23 protein-coding genes are annotated in these 23,133 nt (G+C 44.6%); 1 reads left to right on the top strand and 22 read right to left on the bottom strand.

The window, feature by feature from the left end; genetic code table 11:
* Window positions 1-12 precede the first annotated feature (12 nt).
* From AC1U9Z_RS01395 to AC1U9Z_RS01435, 9 genes are all read right to left on the bottom strand, one after another.
* Window positions 13-807, bottom strand: coding sequence for an HAD family hydrolase (locus AC1U9Z_RS01395; protein ID WP_479955423.1), 795 nt, complete (start codon window positions 805-807; stop codon window positions 13-15).
* Window positions 804-2,003 (bottom strand): cysteine protease StiP family protein, encoded by a 1,200-nt coding sequence (locus AC1U9Z_RS01400; protein ID WP_479955424.1) that lies wholly within the window; start codon window positions 2,001-2,003, stop codon window positions 804-806. The genes AC1U9Z_RS01395 and AC1U9Z_RS01400 overlap by 4 nt, the downstream gene beginning before the upstream one ends.
* Entirely contained in the window at window positions 1,996-3,339 is a 1,344-nt protein-coding gene (locus AC1U9Z_RS01405) for a phosphoribosyltransferase family protein (RefSeq protein WP_479955425.1), read from the bottom strand. The genes AC1U9Z_RS01400 and AC1U9Z_RS01405 overlap by 8 nt, the downstream gene beginning before the upstream one ends.
* Window positions 3,278-4,465 carry an HpcH/HpaI aldolase/citrate lyase family protein gene (locus AC1U9Z_RS01410; protein WP_479955426.1) on the bottom strand — a complete coding sequence of 396 codons (1,188 nt, stop codon included), beginning with the start codon at window positions 4,463-4,465 and terminating at the stop codon, window positions 3,278-3,280. Before AC1U9Z_RS01410 ends, AC1U9Z_RS01405 begins: the two co-directional genes overlap by 62 nt.
* Window positions 4,462-5,232 (bottom strand): TerC family protein, encoded by a 771-nt coding sequence (locus AC1U9Z_RS01415; RefSeq protein WP_479955427.1) that lies wholly within the window; start codon window positions 5,230-5,232, stop codon window positions 4,462-4,464. The genes AC1U9Z_RS01410 and AC1U9Z_RS01415 overlap by 4 nt, the downstream gene beginning before the upstream one ends.
* Window positions 5,233-5,263: 31 nt before the next feature.
* The gene (locus tag AC1U9Z_RS01420) at window positions 5,264-5,716 is read right to left on the bottom strand and encodes a tellurite resistance TerB family protein (protein WP_333530727.1); all 453 of its coding nucleotides are present in this window, start codon (window positions 5,714-5,716) and stop codon (window positions 5,264-5,266) included.
* 79 nt (window positions 5,717-5,795) lie between these two features.
* Window positions 5,796-6,374, bottom strand: coding sequence for a TerD family protein (locus AC1U9Z_RS01425; protein ID WP_333530728.1), 579 nt, complete (start codon window positions 6,372-6,374; stop codon window positions 5,796-5,798).
* Window positions 6,375-6,405: 31 nt separating this feature from the next.
* Entirely contained in the window at window positions 6,406-7,020 is a 615-nt protein-coding gene (locus AC1U9Z_RS01430; RefSeq protein ID WP_479955428.1) for a TerD family protein, read from the bottom strand.
* Window positions 7,021-7,038: 18 nt separating this feature from the next.
* Window positions 7,039-7,614 carry a TerD family protein gene (locus AC1U9Z_RS01435; RefSeq protein WP_333530730.1) on the bottom strand — a complete coding sequence of 192 codons (576 nt, stop codon included), beginning with the start codon at window positions 7,612-7,614 and terminating at the stop codon, window positions 7,039-7,041.
* 121 nt (window positions 7,615-7,735) lie between these two features.
* Between AC1U9Z_RS01435 and AC1U9Z_RS01440 the strand changes: the two genes are divergently transcribed.
* Complete coding sequence (locus AC1U9Z_RS01440) at window positions 7,736-8,029, top strand: helix-turn-helix domain-containing protein (protein ID WP_479955429.1); 294 nt, start codon at window positions 7,736-7,738, stop codon at window positions 8,027-8,029.
* Window positions 8,030-8,104: 75 nt separating this feature from the next.
* Here the strand turns inward: AC1U9Z_RS01440 and AC1U9Z_RS01445 are convergent, their stop codons facing one another.
* The 13 genes from AC1U9Z_RS01445 to AC1U9Z_RS01505 form a co-directional block, all read right to left on the bottom strand.
* Window positions 8,105-10,021, bottom strand: coding sequence for an ABC-F family ATP-binding cassette domain-containing protein (locus AC1U9Z_RS01445; protein WP_479955430.1), 1,917 nt, complete (start codon window positions 10,019-10,021; stop codon window positions 8,105-8,107).
* Window positions 10,022-10,328: 307 nt separating this feature from the next.
* Window positions 10,329-11,012 carry a response regulator gene (locus AC1U9Z_RS01450; protein ID WP_479955431.1) on the bottom strand — a complete coding sequence of 228 codons (684 nt, stop codon included), beginning with the start codon at window positions 11,010-11,012 and terminating at the stop codon, window positions 10,329-10,331.
* The gene (locus tag AC1U9Z_RS01455; RefSeq protein ID WP_479955432.1) at window positions 11,009-13,726 is read right to left on the bottom strand and encodes an ATP-binding protein; all 2,718 of its coding nucleotides are present in this window, start codon (window positions 13,724-13,726) and stop codon (window positions 11,009-11,011) included. Before AC1U9Z_RS01455 ends, AC1U9Z_RS01450 begins: the two co-directional genes overlap by 4 nt.
* 67 nt (window positions 13,727-13,793) lie before the next feature.
* The gene (locus tag AC1U9Z_RS01460; protein WP_479955433.1) at window positions 13,794-13,934 is read right to left on the bottom strand and encodes a hypothetical protein; all 141 of its coding nucleotides are present in this window, start codon (window positions 13,932-13,934) and stop codon (window positions 13,794-13,796) included.
* 338 nt (window positions 13,935-14,272) lie between these two features.
* Window positions 14,273-14,926 (bottom strand): potassium channel family protein, encoded by a 654-nt coding sequence (locus AC1U9Z_RS01465; protein WP_333530736.1) that lies wholly within the window; start codon window positions 14,924-14,926, stop codon window positions 14,273-14,275.
* Window positions 14,927-14,938: 12 nt separating this feature from the next.
* A complete protein-coding gene (locus AC1U9Z_RS01470; RefSeq protein ID WP_333530737.1) occupies window positions 14,939-16,273 on the bottom strand; it encodes a TrkH family potassium uptake protein in 1,335 nt (444 codons plus the stop codon).
* Window positions 16,274-16,700: 427 nt separating this feature from the next.
* Entirely contained in the window at window positions 16,701-17,249 is a 549-nt protein-coding gene (gene cobO, locus AC1U9Z_RS01475) for a cob(I)yrinic acid a,c-diamide adenosyltransferase (RefSeq protein ID WP_479955434.1), read from the bottom strand.
* Between the two features lie 92 nt (window positions 17,250-17,341).
* Window positions 17,342-17,920: a bifunctional adenosylcobinamide kinase/adenosylcobinamide-phosphate guanylyltransferase gene (cobU, locus tag AC1U9Z_RS01480; RefSeq protein ID WP_479955435.1), complete on the bottom strand. Its 579-nt coding sequence runs from the start codon at window positions 17,918-17,920 to the stop codon at window positions 17,342-17,344.
* A gap of 14 nt (window positions 17,921-17,934) precedes the next feature.
* Window positions 17,935-19,005 (bottom strand): threonine-phosphate decarboxylase CobD, encoded by a 1,071-nt coding sequence (cobD, locus tag AC1U9Z_RS01485; RefSeq protein ID WP_333530740.1) that lies wholly within the window; start codon window positions 19,003-19,005, stop codon window positions 17,935-17,937.
* A gap of 11 nt (window positions 19,006-19,016) precedes the next feature.
* The gene (locus AC1U9Z_RS01490) at window positions 19,017-19,922 is read right to left on the bottom strand and encodes a GHMP family kinase ATP-binding protein (RefSeq protein ID WP_333530741.1); all 906 of its coding nucleotides are present in this window, start codon (window positions 19,920-19,922) and stop codon (window positions 19,017-19,019) included.
* The gene (gene cobS, locus AC1U9Z_RS01495; protein ID WP_333530742.1) at window positions 19,874-20,623 is read right to left on the bottom strand and encodes an adenosylcobinamide-GDP ribazoletransferase; all 750 of its coding nucleotides are present in this window, start codon (window positions 20,621-20,623) and stop codon (window positions 19,874-19,876) included. Before cobS ends, AC1U9Z_RS01490 begins: the two co-directional genes overlap by 49 nt.
* Before the next feature lie 18 nt (window positions 20,624-20,641).
* A complete protein-coding gene (cbiB, locus tag AC1U9Z_RS01500; protein ID WP_479955436.1) occupies window positions 20,642-21,589 on the bottom strand; it encodes an adenosylcobinamide-phosphate synthase CbiB in 948 nt (315 codons plus the stop codon).
* Window positions 21,586-23,124: a cobyric acid synthase gene (locus AC1U9Z_RS01505; protein WP_479955437.1), complete on the bottom strand. Its 1,539-nt coding sequence runs from the start codon at window positions 23,122-23,124 to the stop codon at window positions 21,586-21,588. The genes cbiB and AC1U9Z_RS01505 overlap by 4 nt, the downstream gene beginning before the upstream one ends.
* Window positions 23,125-23,133: the final 9 nt, after the last annotated feature.

The following is a 23,133-nucleotide window of genomic DNA, read 5'->3' on the forward strand; positions in this document are numbered from 1 at the left end:
ACAGGAATCATTCTAATTATCACTGCCGCAGACCATGTGATATACTTGCTGGAGAATTTCTTCCCCGGCAAGTATTCCGGATGCCTTTGTAAATTTCCATTCTTTTTCGGAACTACACTGTTCAAACAGTTCTCCATGGGCGGGTGAAATCCGATACTGAGCTTCTTTTATTAGGGGAATATCCAGCAAAGAGTCACCAGCACTGAAAATTGCTGCTTCTCCAATCCTTTCGGAAATGATCCTTAGTGCTGCCCCCTTATTGATAACACAAGGTACGAGATATAGTTTTCGACCTTGGATGGACATTTCCCACCTTTGATCCTCTGCCCACTTTTTGAAAAAATTTAATTCTTGCCAAGGGGCCTTATCCCGATCAATAATGCAGTAGTGAAAAACTCCATCTGCATGTCTCATTGGCTGGGTCCAATTGCCACAATTCAACTTATCAAATTCTTTAAGAATATCTTCACTGGCCAGACAATTATTTGCTAAAGCTTGGGCGATGCTTTTTTGGTAGTCTAGGTCTAGGTTACCATCTACTAAAAGGTTGGCCCCGTTGCTTACCACCGCATATTTAGGAGTTACTTCCCTTTGAAAAAATTGAATCCGTTGGTATTGTTCAATCGTCCTGGTGGTACAAGGAACAAAGGTGATTTCACGGTTAATTATTTTTAATAATTCGCTGGCAGGTTTGGTCATATAAGAGTTGTATTTACCATATTCAACGGCTACAACTTCTCCGGAGAAGTCCCTGAGGAACTTATCTGAGTAAATAATGGTACGGTCTAAGTCGCTGGCAAAGATCATTTAGCATCCTCCAGGTTTTTTATCAGTCCGTAGCAGGAGTAACTCAGTTCGGGATACTCTTCCACCGGAACCCCTCGGTTCTCTGCCAACAGCAGTACGTGTTTAACATCCGGGCTATTGATGTCTTTGACCAGTATTTTCCACGGTATCCGGCGCAGGAGAACCCTTGTTGTTTCCCCTACCCCAGGCTTAACATAGTTGATATTTTTAATATCAAACTCAACTTGAACCTTGGTGGTTTCTTTTTTACCAATCCAAGCAGGCGTATCATCCATACCAGTTGAGGGGTTGTTTTGAAGTATTTTTCGTGCTTTTTTTTGGGCATCTACAAAGTAACCGGATATAGAGTCAACAAAGTAGTTTGATAAATCTTTAGCCAGAAGTTGCCGATAGAATTTTGCACCATGAAAATCAAAGGGACCGCAAAGGTCATCCCTATAAACAGTGCGGGACATTAATCCGGATACAGTGGAGTTTAGGCAGGCACTGGGAATCAAAAAATCCTCCCTTGTGCCAAAGATATTGGCACAATAACCAGGGTCCGCCAGCACAGCCAGTTCCTTACTAATTGTATCAGGAACCATCTTAAATTCCTTTTCAAACGCAGTAACGGATTTAATTAATTCCAAAGTAATGGCACCTTTACCCGTCCAGCCATCGATAAACTGAATCTCGCAGCCAGGGTGGTTTTGCAGGATATAGGCAAGGGCATTTTTATCGATCCCTTTATCACGAATAATGGAGATACTGTAATGTGGGGCGGCAATGCCGTAGAACTGATGGATATATTTTTTAATCAAAACACCGATGGGCGTTCCAGCCCTGGCCAAGGATACCAATGCCACCCCTTGACCCCTCTTGATTAAAATATTTTCAGAAACAATGGCGGTGGCTAGGGCCAATCTAGGGCCATTCTCCCTCAGGGATTGATGGAATAGTTCAATGTACTCTTGGCTTGGCTCATATTCAATGGGCAGCATTTCTGAGTAGTGTCGCCCACTTTGCATGGCTCTCTCTCGTTCTTCATTACCTTGTTCTTGAATGTATGGTGCAATATCTTTTAAAAGAAAAATTGCATCGCCAATGGGGTAACTGCCAAGGGGTTCTGGACTGGGAACCTTTGGGTAGTTCTTGAAACAACCGTATGCTTTACTCTTATTAGCAGTATTTATAAAAACACCTCCCAGATCAGACACCAAAATACACAAATACAATATTTTCTATGCCAAGTTTTTTGAGTGCTTTAATGAATGGAGCCACTTGTTCAGCATCAACTCGTCTTTCCCAAAAGACGAACACTTCCTCATAACCATTAGGCGGAATATTATAGATAAAGTTTTTAATGCCGGGCCTAAAGGGATCTTCAAAGGATATGGCATGTTTTACCGCGTAGTTATTTCTAGCATGTGGATGAACCGGACTGCGGGTAGTGGACTGCACCATTACCCCATCCCCCATAAAATTGGCGATTAAGAAAGGGATATACATAAATTCTCCGGTACCCAGACACAAAGTTTTCTTACCTTTTCTCATTTGCGAAAGTTTCAAACCAATTCTCTTTGCCTCAATCAATGCCTGGTTGTTCTTTTTCGCATTGATCCCAAAGCGGCCGGTATAGCCAAGATAGGTGGCTTTAAAGCCATCTGGGGAGATTGTGTCGATCCCATAAGCCATTTTTTCATGTACATTTTTTACATCGGGAAGATCCTTTTCCATAACCAGCGGGGCTGTGTTAATCACCGGAGATTTTCCCCAATGCCGGAATTGACCTTTTAGTAAGGAGAGCACCTGAATTTTTATGCCTAGTTCCTTTTCAAATTGGCTGTATCGAGAGATTGCTTCTTCCGAACGCCAATCTAAAATCGTTAAAATGGCATAGCGTTTTTGTGGATATCTCTTTTGTATATTTCTTATAATATTCAGACAGGTATTACCTGTAGTAATTTCATCGTCAATCAACACGAACAAGTCATTATCCTTAACCATATCGGTATCACAAATTAGGCAACGCTGGTCGGGCGCATGGCAGTGGTCTTCGGTAAAATAGATGGTATCATCCGTACCCTTGAGATCCTCCCTCGTTGTATGAAGAAAATTAACATTGCCAGTGAAATTGTTAAAAACAGTATGGCCTAGGGCTGTGGCAGTTTCAGCAAAACCAATGAATAATGCTTTATTAGGAAACGGATAGGGCGAACAATAAAAATCAAGATTGGCAGGGGCGGCTAAAATAGTTGCCGCTTCGTTGATTTTGCCTTGGTCAATTTTAAGCCCCATCCATTCCGCAATTCTAGTTGCTAATAAAAAACCAGTAATCAAGGGAATATGTGGCAATACGGGTATATGTTTGCCAATTAGCTTACTGACAAATAAGAAACTTCTCTTGGGGTTATTTCTAGCTGCCATTGAGAAAATGCTCTCGGGCGGTAAGGAGTAGGGATTTTCCTCTACCCTTATACCGACCGAGAGGCTATCGAGCACGTTGTAGTTTCTCTCCTGCGTAAATGATACTTGTGTGGTCATATCTTTCATTCAGCACTCCATATATTTTTGAAAGTGTCATAATTTTTCTTGCCCAATTGGTATGTGGTTTGGCTTCGTTCATTTTATTACCGTAAACACTCTTGGTTACGCCGCCATTTCCACCGTTGGCTAAGATGTCCTTGGCATCACAGTACTCTTCGTGTGTAACGGCATACATAGCCTGGACGGGTAGGATGTGAGAGGGGTGAATAACTGTTTTACCAATCAATCCGTTTGCTTTATCCAACATTACCTCGTGTAAAAGACCATCGATATATCTGTCTAACAGGTCTAAACGAATCCTGCTCCCTTCCCCGCCAAATTGCTCTTGGAAGGGCGTTTGTCTTAGCTGTGGTTTTAACAGCCTGGTATTGCTGCTAAAATATTCCCAGACCGGGCCGGAAATCACATAGCCGTCCTGGGGTTTACCAAATACATTGACCAGGTTGGCAATAAAATCTCTTATGACTGAAATGTCATAAATGGTTAACTCCGGACTCCTTCTAAGTCCATATAACCCGGATAAATCGGTGGCACCCATGCGTACATTAAGAACGAGTTTTTTATACTGATCAAGCAAAGATTTAATGTTTAGCAAGGTTTCTGACCTTGACTCCAGATGAATGACCGATGGCCCCTCCAAAATGGGCATACCGAAGATGGTTTTTTCAGTAGTCTTATTAACCTCTACCAAGTGTTCAAAATACTCAAATCCTGAAGTCGTATCAAATTTCGGAAAGACAAAACCAGTTAGGACATTCATTGCCTCACCCAGTGTTTTCGTCAGTCTTTTCAATTGCTCTACATTGCGAATCCTGATAAAGATTAAGGGGAGCGAACTCCCCTGTCCTTTAAATGAAAGCATCGTCCCAAGCTGCAGAGCAAGATTTTGCTCTGCAGCTTCAACCTCTCGATCATCCACAGCATCCTCAAGGCAAAGAACGGTGGAAGTAAGTCCCGGAATTTCATTATTAATGACCTTACTAATTGACCGATTAGCCGTACCAGGCATATAAAGGGTTGCGCCTAAGGCGTGGGCCAAAATATTTTTATCTGTAGCCAATGAGCAATCTGCCGGGGAAATGTAGAACATTTCTTCTTTCTGTTCGATGCTCAAATAATCAAAATAGATCATGCAGCCTTTTTACCACCTTCACGAATGTGATGCAGCACAATGGTACCAACAATTACCAACGCCATAACGGAGAAGAAGATGGTGTGGGATACATGATATCCAAAGGCCTGCCCCATCAGTTTTGCACCGATTAAAGCGATCAGCACATAGGCTGAGGCTTCTAATTCAGGGTATTTATCCAGTAGTTTAATAAAGACAGTGGCAACGCCCCGCATCATGAGAATACCCAATAATCCTCCAACAAAAAGAACCCATACTTCATTGCTCAGGGCAAAGGCTGCCAGAATACTATCCACGCTGAATGTTATGTCCATCATCTCAACGGTGATTACAGTGGCCCAAAAAGGACCAACTAATTTTATCCAGAAACCGCTAACCTTTGTTTCTTGCTCCTCTTCGCCTTCATCTTCCGTATTCGATTTAGATAGGAAGAACTTCCCTGCCATCCACAATAGGTAACCAGCACCTACTATTTGAACCCAGGTTATCTTAACTAAATAGGTTCCCAGTCCGATTGCCACAAAGCGGAAGAAATAAGCGCCCCAAATACCATAAAGCAAGGCTTTCTTTTGTTGATGTTTGGGTAGTTTATTAACCAGCACAGCTAAAACCAATGCATTATCACAGGAAAGAAGACCTTCTAAAATGATTAGCCAAAAAATAATTCCCCAACTCACCGGGTCGGTGAGAACCCTCTGAACTTCTGCTAGGTTGAAAAAGTGTCCATAGTTGGCGATAAGCCCAGATAAAAACGTTGTAGCTTCCACTAAAGTAAATGCCTCCTTAAAAATCTAGGTCTTACAGTTGGAATTCCGAGGTCTCGATGCCAATTTCACGACAGATATCTCTAACTACCGCTTTTTCTTGTTCGTCAAAATTTCCATCAGCCATCCCAATGGCACAGCAAACGCTTACAACCACGCGAGCTGCCTCTCTGTTAGATCGCATTTTCATGATTGCTTTATATGCTTCTGCCTTACCAATGGTATGGTCAAAACCAAAGTTTTCCGTAAAATGGTTAAATCTTTCAATTACCTTTGAAGTATCGAATACTTTTAGTTCTTCACTTCTTTGAATATAGCCTAACATTTTGGTCTTTTCTGCCGAATCAATGTGTCCATCAGCGGCAGCCACTAGGGCGCAGCCTGCTATTACAGCATCCAAAAATTCTTTGTTTTTGAAACGTTTAACCGAATCGAGCAGGGTACTCTTTGTACTGTTAAAAAAACCTTTTATGCCAGAAAAACTCAAGAATTATCACTCCTATATTTTTTATGACTTTAAGAAGGGGTGCACGAAGCACCCCTTCTCACATATTTAATTGTTAAATCTAGCCTGCGCTTAAGCCGTAAGTTTCAGCCAAGGAGGCCAGTCCACCTTGGAAACCACTGCCCACTGCATTGAATTTCCACTCGCCATTATGACGGTAGATTTCGCAAGCAACGATACCTGTTTCGACGGAGTAATCTTCGCCCAGATCGTAGCGCATAAGTTCCTCGTTTGTTTCGTTGTTGGCTACACGAACATAGGCGTTGGAAACTTGTCCAAAGTTCTGATTGCGAGCAGCAGCTTCGTGGATGTTAATGCAAATAGCAATCTTTGCAACATCAGCAGGAACAGTGGCTAGATTGACGGTTAAGGATTCATCATCACCATCACCTTCGCCAGTACGGTTGTCCTCGGAAAGAACCACAGAACCAGAGGGATCTTGCCGATTGTTGTAGAAGATAAAGGCACCGTCGCCAGAAGCCTTACCGTCTTCTTTTACCAAAAAGGCGACGGCATCTAAATCGAATTCATTACCGCCATCATATTTATTGGTGTCCCAACCAAGTCCAATAAAAATTTTGGTTAGCCCAGGATTGGTTTTCGTTAAATCTATCTTTTGACCTTTAGCAAGAGAAATCAAATTAATTACCTCCCATATTGTTTTTATATTATTACATATATCGTCTGGTCAAGGTTTCAAGACCGGTGTCATTGGTTGCCTCGCCAGTGGCAGCAAATTTCCATTCACTATTATGTCGATATACCTCGCCAAGGATGAGCGCTGTTTTTCCATCGTATCCCTGGGATAGGTTAAATTTGCAGATTTCCTGACCGTTGGCACTGTTTACCGCACGGATATAGGCGTTTTGGATCATGCCGAAGTGTTGTTTCCGTTGAACACATTGGTAGATATTGACCACAAACACTAGACGATGAACGTCAGCAGGAACCCTTGAGAGATCCACATTAATTTGTTCGTCGTCACCATCACCTTCACCGGTTAGGTTGTCCCCCATGTGCTGAATGGAGCCACATGAGCTTTTCTTGTTGCCAAAATAAATAAGATGGTCCTTTTTCTTTAACTTTTGATTAGCATCTAACATGTAAACGGAAGCATCGCAGTCAATGTTGGCACCACCGCCACCGCCGCCAAAAAGTGATTTTAAAAGACCACCACCGCCGCCGCCGCTTTTAATGGGGTCCCAGCCAAGACCCACCGTTATTTTTGTTAGACCAGGGTTCGTTTTGGTTAAGTCAATTTTTTGACCCTTTTGTAAGTTAATCAAACTAGCTAACTCCCTTCTTTATGCATCTAAACCGTAAAGTCGCACCAGCCCTTGCAGTCCATCATTAAAACCTTGTCCAACTGCAGCAAACTTCCACTCTGCACCATGACGATACAGTTCTGCAAACACGAGGGCAGTTTCGACACTGTAATCCTCACTTAGGTCGTAACGAAGCAATTCTGCACCGTTGGCGTCATCAACCACACGCACGAAAGCATTGGATACCAGACCAAAGTTTTGTCCCCGTTCACGGGCCATGTGGATGGTTACAGTAATCGCTATCTTCTGTACGTTTGCCGGAACCTTGCTCAAATCAATGGTTACTTGTTCGTCGTCACCATCACCATCACCCGTAAGGTTGTCCCCCATATGTTGAACAGAACCGCTTTTGTGCATGAGGTTATTGTAAAACACAAAGTCATCGGCACTGGTGCATTTGCCGTTTTCACTGAGAAGGAAGGCAGAAGCATCCAAATCAAAGTCTGGTCCATCAAATTTATTGGTGTCCCAACCAAGACCGACAACAACCTTAGAAAGACCTGCTCTACCCTTTGTCAAATCAACCTTTTGGCCCTTTTGTAAATTAACTGCCACAGAAAATATCCTCCTTTATTTGTTTTGACAAAAACTACAACTTTATGTAGAATTATACTAGCTAATCGCAATTTTAGCAAGAAATATCTCGTATCCAAAATACTTTCTGGAGTTGGTATCATTGTTTTCTTATAAACCTTTAATGCTGCAGTTAATGTTGCGTGGCATTAAAAAAGCGGATTTGCAAAAAGCACTCTCCCTAAGCCCCACAACAATTGCCAAAATTAAAAAAAATAAATATCTTTCGATGGAAATACTGGATCGTATCTGTACCTACTTAGATTGTGAGATTAATGAAGTTATCCAGCATATCAAGCCATCTGTAAATAAACGACCAAAGGTATCATTAATGAAGCCGGTAAAGGTGATGCTGCTAGATAAAATTCGAATGAACAGCCAGGAGAACAATCCCTAATTTAGTCAATAGAAAGGGACTGTTTGTACTAGAACCACTGGTTCATTGTGCAACAGTCCCCTTAACATTTTATTCTTAGTGTCGACTTTGTTTTTCTATTTCTTCGGCCAGTTCATTTAAATAGGCCCAACGATCCATTAATTCTTCTAACCGAAGTTCCAATCCCTTTTGCTTCTCTATCAGTTCCTGCAATAACTCATAATTGCTGCCGGCCTGGTTAATCTTATTATTTATTTCTGCCAGTTCCACCTCTGTCTCGGCGATAATATCGTCAATTTGTTCATATTCCTTCTGTTCTTTATAGGTAAACTTTAGGGGTTTGGCTTTTTCCTTGGCCTGAGGTTCGATGGTTTTAGGGGTTGGCGGTTTCCTGTCTGCTGCTGGTTCTTGGGGCAGGTTTTCAATAAAATCCTGATAATCAGAATAATTTCCCACAAAGTTTCGGATCTTGCCATTTTCTTCAAAGGCCAAGATGTTTTCGATGGTTCGATCCAGAAAGTAGCGGTCGTGGGAAACCACAATTAAGGTGCCAGGGAAATTATCCAAATAATCTTCAAGGATGGTCAAGGTTTGAATATCCAGGTCGTTGGTTGGTTCATCAAAAAGCAGCACATTGGGAGATTCCATCAAAATCCTTAATAAATAGAGCCTTCTTTTTTCCCCACCGGAGAGGTCGGAAATGGGTGTCCATTGAACCCTGGGCGGAAATAAAAAACGATTTAACATTTGTGAGGCACTGATTAGCCCACCATCTGAGGTCGGCAAATATTCGGCTGCCTCTTTGATATAATCAATGACCCGGATATCCCTGTCCATTGCCTGGTTTTCCTGAGCAAAATAACCGATTTTCACCGTTGGGCCATGTTCTGCCTGGCCGCTATCGGGATTTAATCTGCCGGCTATTATGTTCAGCAAGGTTGTTTTGCCGCTGCCATTGGGACCAATAATTCCTACCCGCTCATCCTTAGTAAAAATATAGTTAAAATCTTTAATTAAATTTTTCTCCCCGAAGTCTTTGTTAACATGTTCTAATTCAATGACTTTTTTGCCCAGGCGTGAGGCTTCGATGGAAATTTCTAATTTGTCCGTATTGCTTTCAAATACTTTTTCCTGCAGCTTTTCAAAACGATCAATTCTGGCCTTTTGCTTGGTGCTTCTGGCCTTGGCCCCCCGCCGAATCCAGGCCAATTCCTTTCTTAGAATGTTTTGTCTTTTTCTTTCCGAGGACTCCAACTGCTCTTCTCTGACCGCCTTTGCTTCCAGATAGGTGCTGTAGTTTCCCTCATAGCGGTAAACCTTACCATTGTCTAATTCCCAGATGTTATTGACCACTCGATCAAGGAAATAACGGTCATGGGTAATCATTAGCAGGGCACCTTTGCGTTTGTGTAAGTACTGTTCCAACCAGGCAACTGTTCCATTATCAATATGGTTGGTAGGCTCATCCAGAATTAAAAAATCCGCAGGGTTTATCAGGGCACCGGCCAAGGCAACCCTTTTTCTTTGGCCCCCGGACAGAACTTCAATGGGGTCATTAAAGTTAGCGATGCCCAGTTTGGTTAACACGGTCTTTGCTTCATTCTCCAGGTGCCAGGCATCCAGCTCATCCATTTTCTGCCCCAAGACAAGAAGTTTATCTTGCAATTCTTTACTGTTTGGTTGGCAATTTAACATATCCATGGTCTTTTCATATTCCAGAAGTAGTTTCATAACCGGCGATTGTCCCCTGAAAACCTGCTGCAGCACCGTGGCAGATTCATCAAAGAGAGGATCCTGGGGAAGATATTCCACCTGTAGGTTACTTATCATGGTGATTTTGCCGGCATCAACCGGTTCCTTGCCAGCCAACACCTTTAACAAAGTAGATTTTCCCGTGCCATTTATGCCCACCAGGCCAATCTTTTCCCCTTCCGAGATGCCAAAGGAAATGTTGTCTAATACTTCCTTAACGCCAAAGTTCTTTGAGATATTTTCAACTGTTAGTAAATTCATAGAGATTCCTTCTTTTATAATTATTCTCTAATAATGTAGCACAGGATATTAACCGGTGTCCATTCCCGCTTGTTCAATCTGGGAAATGGCCATGAGTCAGGGGCTTTGGGCTTTAAGCCATCAGATTGCCATCCTGGGCGGTAGCGAATAATCTTTCTTACATGAGCACCTTCTACACCATAGCCTTGTATAATGCCGTATCCTCTATCACCAACAACCCCATAATAATATAATACATTAAAAACAGACCAAAAGATTTGAATCTGTTAACCTGCTTACCAGACTTTTCTGTCGCATCATAAGTATACTATACTAACCGATACCCCACTCCGGGCTCTGTGATTATATGACGGGGCCGGGTCGGGTTTGCCTCTATTTTCCTACGAAGCTGTCCTATGAAAACGCGTAGATAGTGTGTGTCATTTTCATAGGTTGGACCCCAACAGGCAATCAATAACTGCTTGTGGGTTAAAACCTTTCCTGCATGAATGGCTAAGTTCTTAATTAAATCGTACTCTGTAGGGGTTAGCTTAACTTCTTCACCCTGAACTAAAACCTTTCTGTGGGCTAGGTCTATTACTAAATCATCAAACTTTAACACCGGTTCATCTGTGACCTTCACAGAATGTCTCATGGCGGTCCTGATGCGAGCTAATAGTTCGCCCATGCCGAAGGGCTTAGTCAGATAATCATCGGCACCGGCATCCAGTGCTACTATTTTATCCTTCTCCTGCTCTTTTGCCGATAAGATGATTACAGGTGTCTTGGTCCATTCCCTTAAACGGGTCATTACTTCCAATCCATCCATATCCGGCAGACCCAAATCTAATATTATTATATCTGGACGAAAGGTGGTAGCTTCACTAAGTCCCTGTTGACCAGTGGCCGCTTCTGCCACTTCATAACCATGACTAGTTAATGCCACCCTCAGTAGTTTTTGAATTTGACTTTCGTCGTCAATAACCATAATGCGTGCCCCTTTACTTTTCATAGTTCTCCTTTGTAAACTAACCTATCGTTTACTGTTGGCTGATTTTCTAAGGGTAAGGTAAATATCATCTCTACTCCTCCACCCTGCCTATTGGCTGCCCAAATTTTACCCTCGTGAGCTTCCAAAAAGCCCTTACAAATGGCTAAGCCTAGTCCTGTGCCACTAACAAGTCTGGGTGATTGTAAACGGTAAAATTTATCAAAAATCCGTTTCATGTCTTCCTCTGGAATTTTCGGTCCTTGGTTTGCTATGGTTATTTCAATTTCCTTTTCATTTTGAAGGGCTGAAATGGTAATCTCGGTACCAGATTCAGAGTATTTTAACGCATTATCTAATAGGTTAACAATTACCTGTTCAATCAATGTAAAATCCACTTTTACTAAGGGGAGGTCGTTATTAATTTTGATATTAACGGACCTGTCCCCTAATGATTTCTCCAAGGAGCTAATGGCAACACCAACTATATCTTGTAAATCACACCATTCTTTATTGGGCTGGACCAGGCCACCTTCCAACTTGGCCATATGTAAAAGGTTATGGACAAAGCGGCTCATGCGCAGTGCACCCTGCTGAATGCTTTGCAGCAGATCCCGCCTGGCCTCCTTGGTATAAACCTCGTCACTTTCCAGCAGTCCGGAAACTGCACCAAGTATGGAAGCCAGGGGCGTCCTTAAATCATGGGACAAAGAATTAAATAAGGCACTACGTAAGCGTTCAGACTCTGCCAGTGTTTGGGCTTCTCTGGCCTGTTCAGCCAGCTTAACCCTGGCTATGGCCATGGAGGATGTTCCGGCAATGGCCTCCAGTAGGCGTAGTTGTTCCGGTTCAAAATAGGTATCAGGGTCTCCTGAGCGTATTCCCAATACACCTCTAATTTCATTATCTGTTCGCAAGGGTAAATAAAGCCCTTCAGCAGCACTCAAGGTCTCTGTACCTTTGCCAGCCTTTTGGCCCCGGCTGAAAACCCAGTCGGCCACTGCGTGCTCATTTGCATTAAAAAAACTATTTTCTACGGTTATATAACTTGCCTTAAGCTCTAACTTCTTGTCTCGATCCGGCAACAGAAGCACAACCTGACCTTCAATGGTTTCTGCAACCTTTTTTACAATGCTTTCCAGAACAGGTTCTAACTCCGCCACCGCCGCTATCTCCTTGCTTAAAGAGTAAAGGGCAGAAACCCTGGCCTCCCGGCGACGGGAGTTGATTACCTGTTGTCTAAGACGGGTAGATAAACGACTGGTAAAAAGAGCCACCACCAGGAATATGCCAAAGGTAATGACATGGCGTATATCGGCAACCGTTAAGCTAAAGGTGGGTGGCACCACAAAGAAGTCAAAACCTATCATAGCCATTATGGACGTGGCGATTGAGGGGCGGGTGCCCCATCTTACAGCACTAAGAAGAACCGGCAACAAATAAAGCATGGCAATATTAACTACCCCCAGTTCCTCTTTTAAAGATGAAGCTACCAGTGTTAGAGCCATAACGATTAATAACAAAGTTAGATAGGTAAGAAAAAAGGACAATTTCCTGGTCGGTTCCTGGGCAGGTTGTTGTACCTTTTGGCGTTTTTGAAGCAATTTTGGGTTTCCTGGAATAACGTGAACACTCATTCCATCACTCATCCTGATAACCTTATCTACCACCGATCCGTGCATTAGTTCCCAAAGTCTTGAATAAAGGGGCTTTCCAAGGATAATCTGGGAAATATTTCTCTTACGGGCCAGTTCCAGTAACTCTTCTGCTGCATCATTACCTGTTAGGTTTATAGTTTCTGCTCCTAATTCCTCAGCCAAGTGCAAATTCTTAGCCAGTTGATCCTTTTCTTCCTCACTTACAGGAAAGCGCCGTGGAGTATCCACATAGACAGCCATCCACTCCGCTTGCAAGCCCTCTGCCATTCTTCTTCCTATTCGAATCAGTTGGGCGGAGAAAGGACTGGCACTGATACAAACTAATATTTTTTCACCAGTGGGCCAGGGCCCGGCAATACCGTGCACTCGCATGTAAGATTCCAGTTGACGGTCTACCCTTTTTGCAGTATACCGTAGGGCCAGTTCCCTTAGAGCATTAATATTGCCCGTTCTAAAGAACATCCGCCTGGCCTCCTCAGCCTGCCCGGGTATATAGACCTTACCGTCCTTTAGTCGCTGAATTAATTCTTCCGGTCGGAGATCAATCAATTGAATTTGCGCATTTTGTTCCAGAATTCTGTCCGGAACGGTTTCTCTAACGGTAACGCCAGTAATTTGAGCCACCACATCATTTAGAGTTTCCAGATGCTGAATATTGATGGTGGTATAAACATTAATCCCCGCAGCCAGCAGTTCTTGAACATCATGATACCGTCGGGCATGACGGGACCCTGGTATATTGATATGGGCCAATTCATCCACCAGGGCAATTGCAGGTTTACGGGCCAGCAGGGCATCTAGGTCCATCGCCTGGAACTCTTTACCCCGGTATTCCATTTGTCTTGGAGGAACGACGGGAAGGCCTCTAACAAGGGCCTCCGTCTCAGCTCTTCCGTGGGTTTCCACCCAACCGATAACAACATCTACACCTTCGGACAACCTTTCCCAGGCGTCCTCCAACATAGCATAGGTCTTACCCACACCAGCTGCGGCACCAAGAAAAACAGTCAGTTTTCCCTGTCCTTCCTTTTCAATAGTGGCCAGTAGGGCATCTGGGTCTACCCGTCTTTCTTTAAACATTAAAACGATCTCCTATCCTTAAAAGGGAATCCAATTCCATATTTAACTTTAGCACAGTAACCCTAAGTTACCAAAGGATCCAAATTGCCATCCCGCTTTTGCTGCTCTGCCAATCTGTAACTGCCAGTGGATAGGCAAGGCCTGTTACCAGTGTCATGACTAATAAAGAGTAATCATGCTCGGGATACTGTTTTCGCCATTTTCTCATACTTCCCTTTCCTATTTTCTTACTAACCCTAAACCAGTTTTTTCATACAATTGCTTTAGGGGTTACCAGAAAATACTTATTGGACCCCCACATAGCAAAATTCGATAGAAATTGGCCTAACCCAATTCTTTTATAGAGGGTTAGGCCTTGCGTATGATCAAAAAATAAAAGCTCCAAGTTATCCAAACTTAGGACTTTTAAGTGAATGCCTTTATTGAACCAGATAATCAAACTTATAATACCTATAAGGGATCAACTTGCTATCCCTTAATTCTATATGGGGTTTTTTTATGCTATGCATAGTAAATATAGAGATTGATGCTCCATGTGATTAACTCTTATACTTCAACTGTGTCAAAATATTGCAGCCGTTCTGTTTTGCCAATGACCACCAGTATATCTCCTTCTTCTATAACCTGACTGGCGTTTGGGGATATAATCATCTCTCCGCCCCTGCGGATGGCTAAAACCGTTATACCATAATTTTGACGAGCACCTGACTTCTCCAGCGATTTGTTAACAAGTTTGGGTGGGGCGACCATTTCCACCAAGCTGTATTCTGGGGAGAGGGAAATCTGGTCCATAACATTTTTAGATACCAAAGCAGAGGCCACTTTTATCCCCATATCCCGCTCCGGGAAGATAACTTTATCTGCCCCTACCCTCTCCAGGACCTTCCCATGTAGTTCACTCTGTGCTTTAGCAACCACCTTATTCACGCCCAATTCTTTAAGCATAACCGTTACAAGTATACTTGCCTGAACTTCCTTACCGATGGCTACCACAACCACATCAAAATTTCTGATACCTATGCTTTTTAGTGCATGTTCATCTAAGGCATCCAAGGTAACGGCATGGGTTACATGCTCCACTATATCATTAACCCGTTCCTCATCGATGTCTGTGGCAAAGACTTGATAGCCCATTTTACTAAGGGTCATAGCAACGCTGGTGCCAAACCTACCCAATCCAATTACTGCAAATTGTTTCACTTAATAGTCCCCCTACCCTATGATTACTCGCTCCTCTGGATAGCGAATGTGGTTTTTTCTTTTAAGGCGTGAAGCCAATGCAAATGCCAAGGTTAAGGGCCCAAGTCGCCCGATAAACATGGTCAGGATAATTATAATTTGGCCAAAAGACGTAAGATTTGTGGTTAAACCCGCACTTAATCCCACTGTGCCAAAGGCTGAGACAACTTCAAACATTATTGCCAGGAAGTCTGCTTTTTCAGTTATACTCAAGGCTAAGGTAGCAAAAATCACCCAGCTAATAGCTAGTAAAACTATACTTAAGCTCTTGAATATTAAATCTTTAGGGAGTCTTCGTTGGAAAAGCTCAGCGTCTTCTTTGCCCTTAGCCAAGGTAATGACCACCAGCCCAAGCATACCAAAGGTGGATGTTTTAATTCCACCCCCTGTAGAACCAGGGGAAGCACCAATAAACATTAATAAAATCATGAAAAATAAGGTAGCAGGTCTTAGTGTTGCTATATCTATGGTATTAAAACCGGCTGTACGTGGAGTTACTGACTGAAACCAGCTGGCCCAAAGCTTAGTTCCAAAATCTAGCGGTGCTAGGGTATTATTGAATTCCAGTAAGAATATAACCACTGTACCTAGAACTAAAAGTGACGCAGTAATAAGCAACACAAAGCGGGTATGCACTGTTAATTTTTTTGTTTGACGAAAGCGTAATAGGTCTGCAATAACTGTGAAACCAATACCGCCTAATATAATGTTGAAAGTAATGGCAATGTTGACAATTGGGTCACCGACATAGGAAGTTAATCCCTTGAAGCCTCCCATTAAATCAAAGCCTGCATTATTAAAACCGGAGACAGCATGAAAAATACTAAACCATATTCCTTTTAAAGTACCAAATTGGGGTATCCAGCGGGTCATAAGAAGTAAAGAAACCATTAATTGAATGGTTAGGGTAATAAGAATAACCTGTTTGGCTAACCTAACTAATCCACTAAGGCCAATTAAATTTAGGGATTCCTGAATTAATAGCCTTTCTCGGAAGGAAATTTTTCGCCCCATTAGTAAAGCAAAAAGTACAGCCATTGTCATAAAGCCTAGACCCCCTACTTGAATGAGAGTCATTATAACTACATGGCCGAAAGTGCTCCAGTGTGTGCCAGTATCCACCACCACCAGGCCTGTAACACAAACAGCAGATGCAGAGGTGAAAAGTGCTGTCAGAAAGTCGGTATACTGGTTATTGGCTGATGAAATCGGTAGTGTGAGCAAAAATGCACCCGACAATATCACCCCTAAAAAACCTAACACCAATACCCTTGATGGATGATTTAATATAACCAATATTTTGTCCATGAGATATCACCTTCTTGTGTCCTTTAGCTTGCAATTAAAAAAAGCTAACGTAATCCGGTCGTTAGCTTTTAGATTTGCACTTTTATCTCTACGAACAATATTATATAGCTCATTCCCATAAATATAGGGTAAAGAAAGTGTTAAGGGATATAAAGAAAGTATAAAGATTTACAGTAAGTAATGCACAACAAGTCCGGCTAAGACAATCCTCAATAGCTGGTAACCACTTTTTACTGGATAAGGATGCAGTAAAGTCCTGTTGAATTAAGTTGGTTTTCGTTGGTGCCGCTAGCGGTATGGGGAACTCACCTAAACACGGAATAAGATATGTTAGTTTACATAATTATGTGATATGTAAACCAACATAAGTAAAATAATTTAATCAAATATACCCAAAAGCCCCTGGCTCATGGCCCGGGGCTAAAAATCACATCTCTATGCCCACAACAGCACCTACACCCTCATTGTAATAGTGCTTCACTGGGTTAACCTCGCTGACTAGATCCGCTGCTGCTATAATTTCCGGCTGGGCATTTCTCCCGGTAATTACCAGATGCATGCCCTGGGGCCTGGTTTTAATTAATTCCAGAACCTCCGCCAGTGGCAGAACATCATCAATGGGGAAGTTTTTAATGGCCAAAGCATTGTTTAGTTCATCAAGAATGACCAGATCATAGTCTCCGCTGGCAACCTTTTCTTTGGTAAAGGTCCAGGCCTGCCGTAAAGCCTCCCGATGTTCTTCCGGTGTCTTGGTCCAGGTAAAACCACTGCCCAGTTGAAACATAGCAATGCCAAGCCGATCGAATGCTATTTTTTCCCCGTAGGTATGTTCCGGGGATTTGATAAATTGAATCATCAGCACCCGTTTGCCTCTGCCCCAGGCACGAACAGCCAAGCCCAGTGCCGCTGTTGTTTTACCCTTGCCATCTCCGGTGTATACCAAAAGCAAACCCCGCTGGTTGTCAGGTTTGTCCATATGTTGCACCAAGCCTCCTTTTTCAATATTATTAGGGTAATTTTTATTACGGTTATATCCTTCCCACTCCACTCTGACAATAGCCTGGGGAATTACCTTGAAATTGGCAACTTAAACTCCAAGCTTTTCAGTTCAAGGGGAATCCCTGCGGTTACCAGAAATACTTGGCCGCAAACCTGAGCCAATCGTTGGTTCAGCCAGCCGGCCAAATCTCTGAATTCTCTGCCCAGCGGATAGGCAGGAACGATGCCGCTGCCCACTTCATTGCCCACCAGCAATAGGTGACCCGAAAAATCAGCGACGGCATTGACCAATGCGTCTATTTGCGAAGAAACCTTTGAGACTTCCGCTTCTTTTTCAGCCAACAGCAGCCAATTGGTGAGCCAGATGGTTAGACAGTCCACCAAAATCACTTTGTTCCCGGCCTGAACAGCAGCCTTTGTCCCAAGCCGCAGCAGTGTGGCGGCCAGTTCATAGGGTTCTTCGACGGTTGTCCAGGAAAATTCAGAATCCCTGCGGCGATTGCGGTGCAGTTGGATTCTTTGCTCCATTTCTTTGTCATAGGCCTGGGATGTTGCGATATAAATGCCACTGCTGCCCAGATAGGCTGCATATTTCTCCGCAAAGGCACTTTTACCGCTTCTGGTGCCGCCCGTTACCAGTGCGATCATTTGATCAGCCTCCATTAGGTTTTTGGCAATAATTCTCGTAGAGACAGCAGAAGTATTGCATTATCCTCTTCCGATCGAACCGCTACCCTAAAATAATATTTATCCAGGCCCATGTAGTTTTCACAAAGCCTGATTAAGATTCCCTTTGGTCCTAAGAAGTTTTGCAGCTCCTCCGCTGTATAGCCGCTTTCCCGACAGTCCACCAGGATAAAATTGGCTGTTGGCCAGAAGGGCCTGAGACCTGGGATGGAGCTAAGTCCATCTGCCAACAGGGGTCTAAGGCGATTCATTTGCGCGAACGTATTGGCACGATAGGGCTTATCCCGCAAGGAGGCAACACCGGCCACCTGAGCCATTAAGTTAACCCGCCAGGGTGGTAAAACAGCCGTTAAAGCTTCAACGACAACCGGCGATGCTGCTAAGTAACCCAGTCTAAGTCCAGGCATGGCGAAGAACTTGGTTAAGGAACGCAAGATATATAAGTGGCTATTAGCTGGCAGCTCTGGCAAGAGGGATTGTTCCGGCGAGACAAAGTCCATAAAGGCTTCATCCAGCAAAAGAGAGGCTCCGCTGGTTTGGGCCAGATCCAATAGAATCTTGACCTGTTCTTTTGCTACCAAATGGCCGGTGGGATTGTTGGGATTACAAAGGATAACTAAATCATCCTGTTTTAGCTGTTGCCCCACAGCCTCGATATCTAAGATAAAATTATTATGCCTGACCAAAGGCAGATGAACTTGTTCAATTTCCCTAAAGGCATCGGCGTACTCACTAAAAGTAGGCACTGGCAATAAAACCCTGCGAGGTTTTAATAACCTGCCCAGGGCATAGATAAGCTCTGCAGCACCATTCCCCAAGATCAGCATTTCCTCGGGCAGGCCGGTTAAGAGGGCTATTTCCTTTCTTAAAGTATCTGCCTGGGGTTCCGGATAATGCCTAATCTGGAGCAGTGACTGCTGGATAGCCTCCAGAGCCAAGGGTGATGGCCCCAGGGGGTTAATATTGGCACTAAAGTCCAGGATGGATTCTTCTTTCAGGCCATAGGTCTGTGCTGCCAACCAGACATTTCCACCATGCTTTTGCATTGCTGTCCCCCCTATTTTAGACCGCCGCTGACCATGGTTGTCTGCCAAACCTGCCACCCCGGTCTTTTATGGCCAATGTATTGGGCGGCCTCCCCTGCAGCAACCCGGTCAGGGTGCATAAGCATACCCATGACAGTACCGCTATGGGCCACCAGTACACCCAGGGCCTGCAGCTCCGCGGCCCACCTGAGCCATTGGGCTAAGTGAGGCTTGGGTAATATTACCTGGTTGGCCTGGGCGCTGATACTAGCTCCCCGCCCCAGCATTTCCCAATCCCTGGTTAATAAGCCTCTGGTTACTAAATCAGTGGCTTGACGTACCATGGGTTCCTTTTGTAAGTTCTTACTTGCCAGGTCCTTACGATGGTTAAAAAGAATGGTATCCACTGTCCCGCCGGGATCAGCAATAACCAGTTTAAGGGGCGGTGCTGGTCCTAAATATTTTTTTACCACACCGTTTAAATGATTGCAGATAATAATGCCGGGAAACATTATTCCGTCACTTGGTTCAATGCTGGTGGCAATTTTCGCGATGATTTCCGCCCTAAGCTCTTGACCAAAGGCTCTGGCAGTGGCCAGGCAAGTGGCGGCAATATCCGCACTGCTGCTGGCCATTCCTTTGCTTTCGGGCAATCGGGAGTTTCTTAGGATAGAACCCCGGTAAGTTGGCTGGCCCAAATAATCTAAGGTCATTTGCAAGGCATGGTAGGATTTTTCCAGCCCCCTGCTATGTTCACCCCACTGTCCCAGTTCAACTGTTACTTCACTCCAAAGATCAATGGGGCAAGTAATCAGAAAGGGTTCTCCCTCGATGGTGCCCTGTACCAGTTCACCACAGGTACCGGGAGCGGTGGCTGTACCACGCAGAACTATAGCATTAAGGTCTGCTGAATCAATAGGATAAGGAAAAACACCCACGTTTCCATCATCTCCCCCAAAGCTCCGTAGGTGTCACCTGTCATGCCACCTAACCTTTTTACAATGAATTCTATGGTAAACCAGGTAATCAAGCAGATTAGCCCCAGCAGGGCTAGTCCTTTCGGGCCAAAGAACCACAAACAGCCGGCGATCAGGGTTAATGTGGCCAATGCTAACTGGATTTTGCCCGCTTGCTGCAGACAGGTTCCCAGACCACCTGTGGCCCTGGCATAGGGATAGCGGGTAATGGCCAGAACCATTGCCCAGCGGCCAGCCATTGGAGCCAGCATCAAGGCTGTCAGCTTAAGTGGTAAATCAAGTTCAGATAGGAAAGATATTTTTAGGAGCAGTATTGTACCAAAGGCAATGGCACCCATTGCCCCCACACGGCTGTCTTTCATAATTTCTAATTTTCTCTGGTGATCACGTCCGCTAAAGATGCCATCGGCTGTATCCATGAGTCCATCCAGATGCAAAGCACCGGTGAGTATAATGATGGTTATCAGTCCAAGGGCATCAGCCGCTAAGTTTAAGCCAAGGGAGTGTAAAGCATAACAAACCCCGGCTGCCAGTGAACCCAGCAGTAAACCCACCAAAGGGTAATAGGCAACGGAATTAGCCAATTCCCTATGGCCTGCCATTTTATTGTAAACAGGAAAGATTGTTAAGAAACTGATTGCCAGCCGTAAAGAGCTAAACAATGGTAGGCCTCCCGTATCTTAATGAAATAAGTAATCAAATACCATGCCAACTGCCACCACCGAAGCGGTAACCCCATAGGTAAGCTTTAGTGCTTGGGCAATATGCCGATGGGATAGGGGAAATTTTTCTTCTCCCATCACGGCTCTGTGGGATACCTGACCTCGGTAGTAATTGGTACCCCCTAATTGAATTCCCAGGGCACCGGCCACCGCAGCTTCTGGAATACCACTATTGGGACTGGGGTGCTTAGGGGCGTCTCGCAGCATGGTCCGAATGGTGGCCCTAAAGCCACCGGGGTAGAATACGGCCAACAATGGATAAAAGAAACCCGCCAATCTTGCCGGGAGGTAGTTGGCCAGGTCATCCAGCCGGGCAGCGGCCCAGCCCAGATAGCGATATTTTTCATCCTTGTGACCAATCATGCTATCCATGGTGTTGACCGCCTTGTAAGCCATGGCCAGGGGTGCACCACCAATAAAAGCATAAAAGAGCGGTGAAATAATGCCATCTACGGTGTTTTCCGCCACGGTCTCCACCGTGGCCCGGGTAATTCCCCGGTCATCTAATTGATCCGTATCCCGTCCAACGATCATGGCAACCTTAGAGCGGGCTTCCTTTAAATCACCCCTGGTCAAGGGCTCAGCCACTGCCATGGCATGCTGACCCAGACTCTTCACGGCCAGTGTGGTGGCAAGTAACCATAGGTGTACCCCAAAGCCCAGATAGGGATGGACCCTTTCCGCCAATTTAATCAAGGTCCAGGTTCCCAGCCAGGCAAAGGATACAACCACGAAAACCAACAGGATACCACCCAGCCGTAATCCTGTAGGGCTTGTGGTTAATTTTCGCACAGTCCTTTCGCACCGATTAATCAGACTGCCCATGATGACCACCGGGTGGGGAATAGGCCGGGGATCACCCACCAAGATATCTGTTAGCAATGCCAGCAGGATCAGGCTGATCATGGCTTCCCTGCTCCTAAACCCATCATTTGATAGAGCTTTTGCATATCGAGATGCTGTCGCACAGCTTCTGCCAGGTGATCATATTTTTCTTCCCGATTTTCCGGCAGCTGCGCCAGGGTAAGCTTTTGTATGCCCTTAGCCTGGCGCAGGGAATTGATCCAGGCCAATAGCAGGGACTTATTATCGAATAACCCGTGCAGATGGGTCCCCCAGACAGTACCCTGGTTGTTCACGGCACCATCTTGTAAATCTGTACGCTGACCGGAACGTTGGGTTATCTGCAGCAGAGGTTTTACTTCATTACCCAGAGTGACCTGGCCAGTGTGAATTTCGTAGCCGGTTATTTCCTGGTTCGTTACATCACAATCAATAAATTCCGGACAAATTATTTTTGCTTTGCAACGGTGGGTTTGCTTTTCCTGGTAAAAGGTTGTTTCTATATCCAGCAGGCCTAAGCCAGTTACACTGCCTAAGCTTGCTTCGGTGCCCCAGGGGTCATAAAGCATTTTCCCCAGCATCTGATAACCACCACAAATTCCCAAAATGGGTAGACCACTTCCGGCCAATTCAATAATTACTTGATCGGTGCCCTTTTCTTTGAGGTACTGCAAATCTTCGATGGTATTCTTGGTTCCTGGCAATATTAGGGCATCCGGTGTCCCCAGGGGTTCCCCAGGACGTACAAAACGCAGGGAGATTCCCGGCACCTGTCCGATTAAATCAAAATCTGTAAAATTGGAGATACGGGGTAATTTGATAACAACGATATCCAGCTCAGACCCGGCCGAAACATGTACATTTCCCTCTAAAGCAACGGAATCCTCCTGTTCAATGCCATGCTCATGCAGGTAAGGTATAACACCCAGCACGGGTTTGCCTGTGCGCTGCTCTAAAAATTCCAGCCCTGGTTTAAGCAGCTCAATATCACCCCGGAATTTGTTAATCAGAAAACCTGCTACCTTTTCACGCTCATGGGGTTCCAATAGTTCTAAGGTCCCCACCAGGGAAGCAAAAACACCGCCACGGTCAATGTCTGCCACTAAGATTACCGGGGCTTCCGCCAGCATAGCGGTTCGCATATTAACGATATCTCGATCTTTTAAGTTGACTTCCGCAGGGCTGCCAGCCCCTTCAATGACCAGCACCTGAAATTCCCGGCGCAGTTCCTCAATACACTGACTCACTAAACTGACCGCTTCAGGTAAAAATTTTGCCCGGTAGTCCCTGGCACTCATATCTGCCAGAGGTTTTCCCAACACCACAATTTGAGCGTTGAGATCCTGTTTGGGTTTAATTAACACAGGATTCATGGTCACTGTGGCCTCTATACCCGCTGCCTCTGCCTGGGCCCCCTGGGCCCGTCCAATTTCCCCCCCGGCTAAGGTTACGTAGCTGTTGAGGGCCATATTTTGGGCTTTAAAGGGTGCCACACGAAAACCGTCCTGTTTAAAAATACGGCACAGGGCCGTACATAGCAAACTTTTCCCCACATGGGAAGAGGTTCCCTGAATCATGATGGTTTTTGCAAGGGCCAAAGCGGCACC

The sequence above is a fragment of the Desulfotomaculum sp. genome (assembly GCF_982386235.1).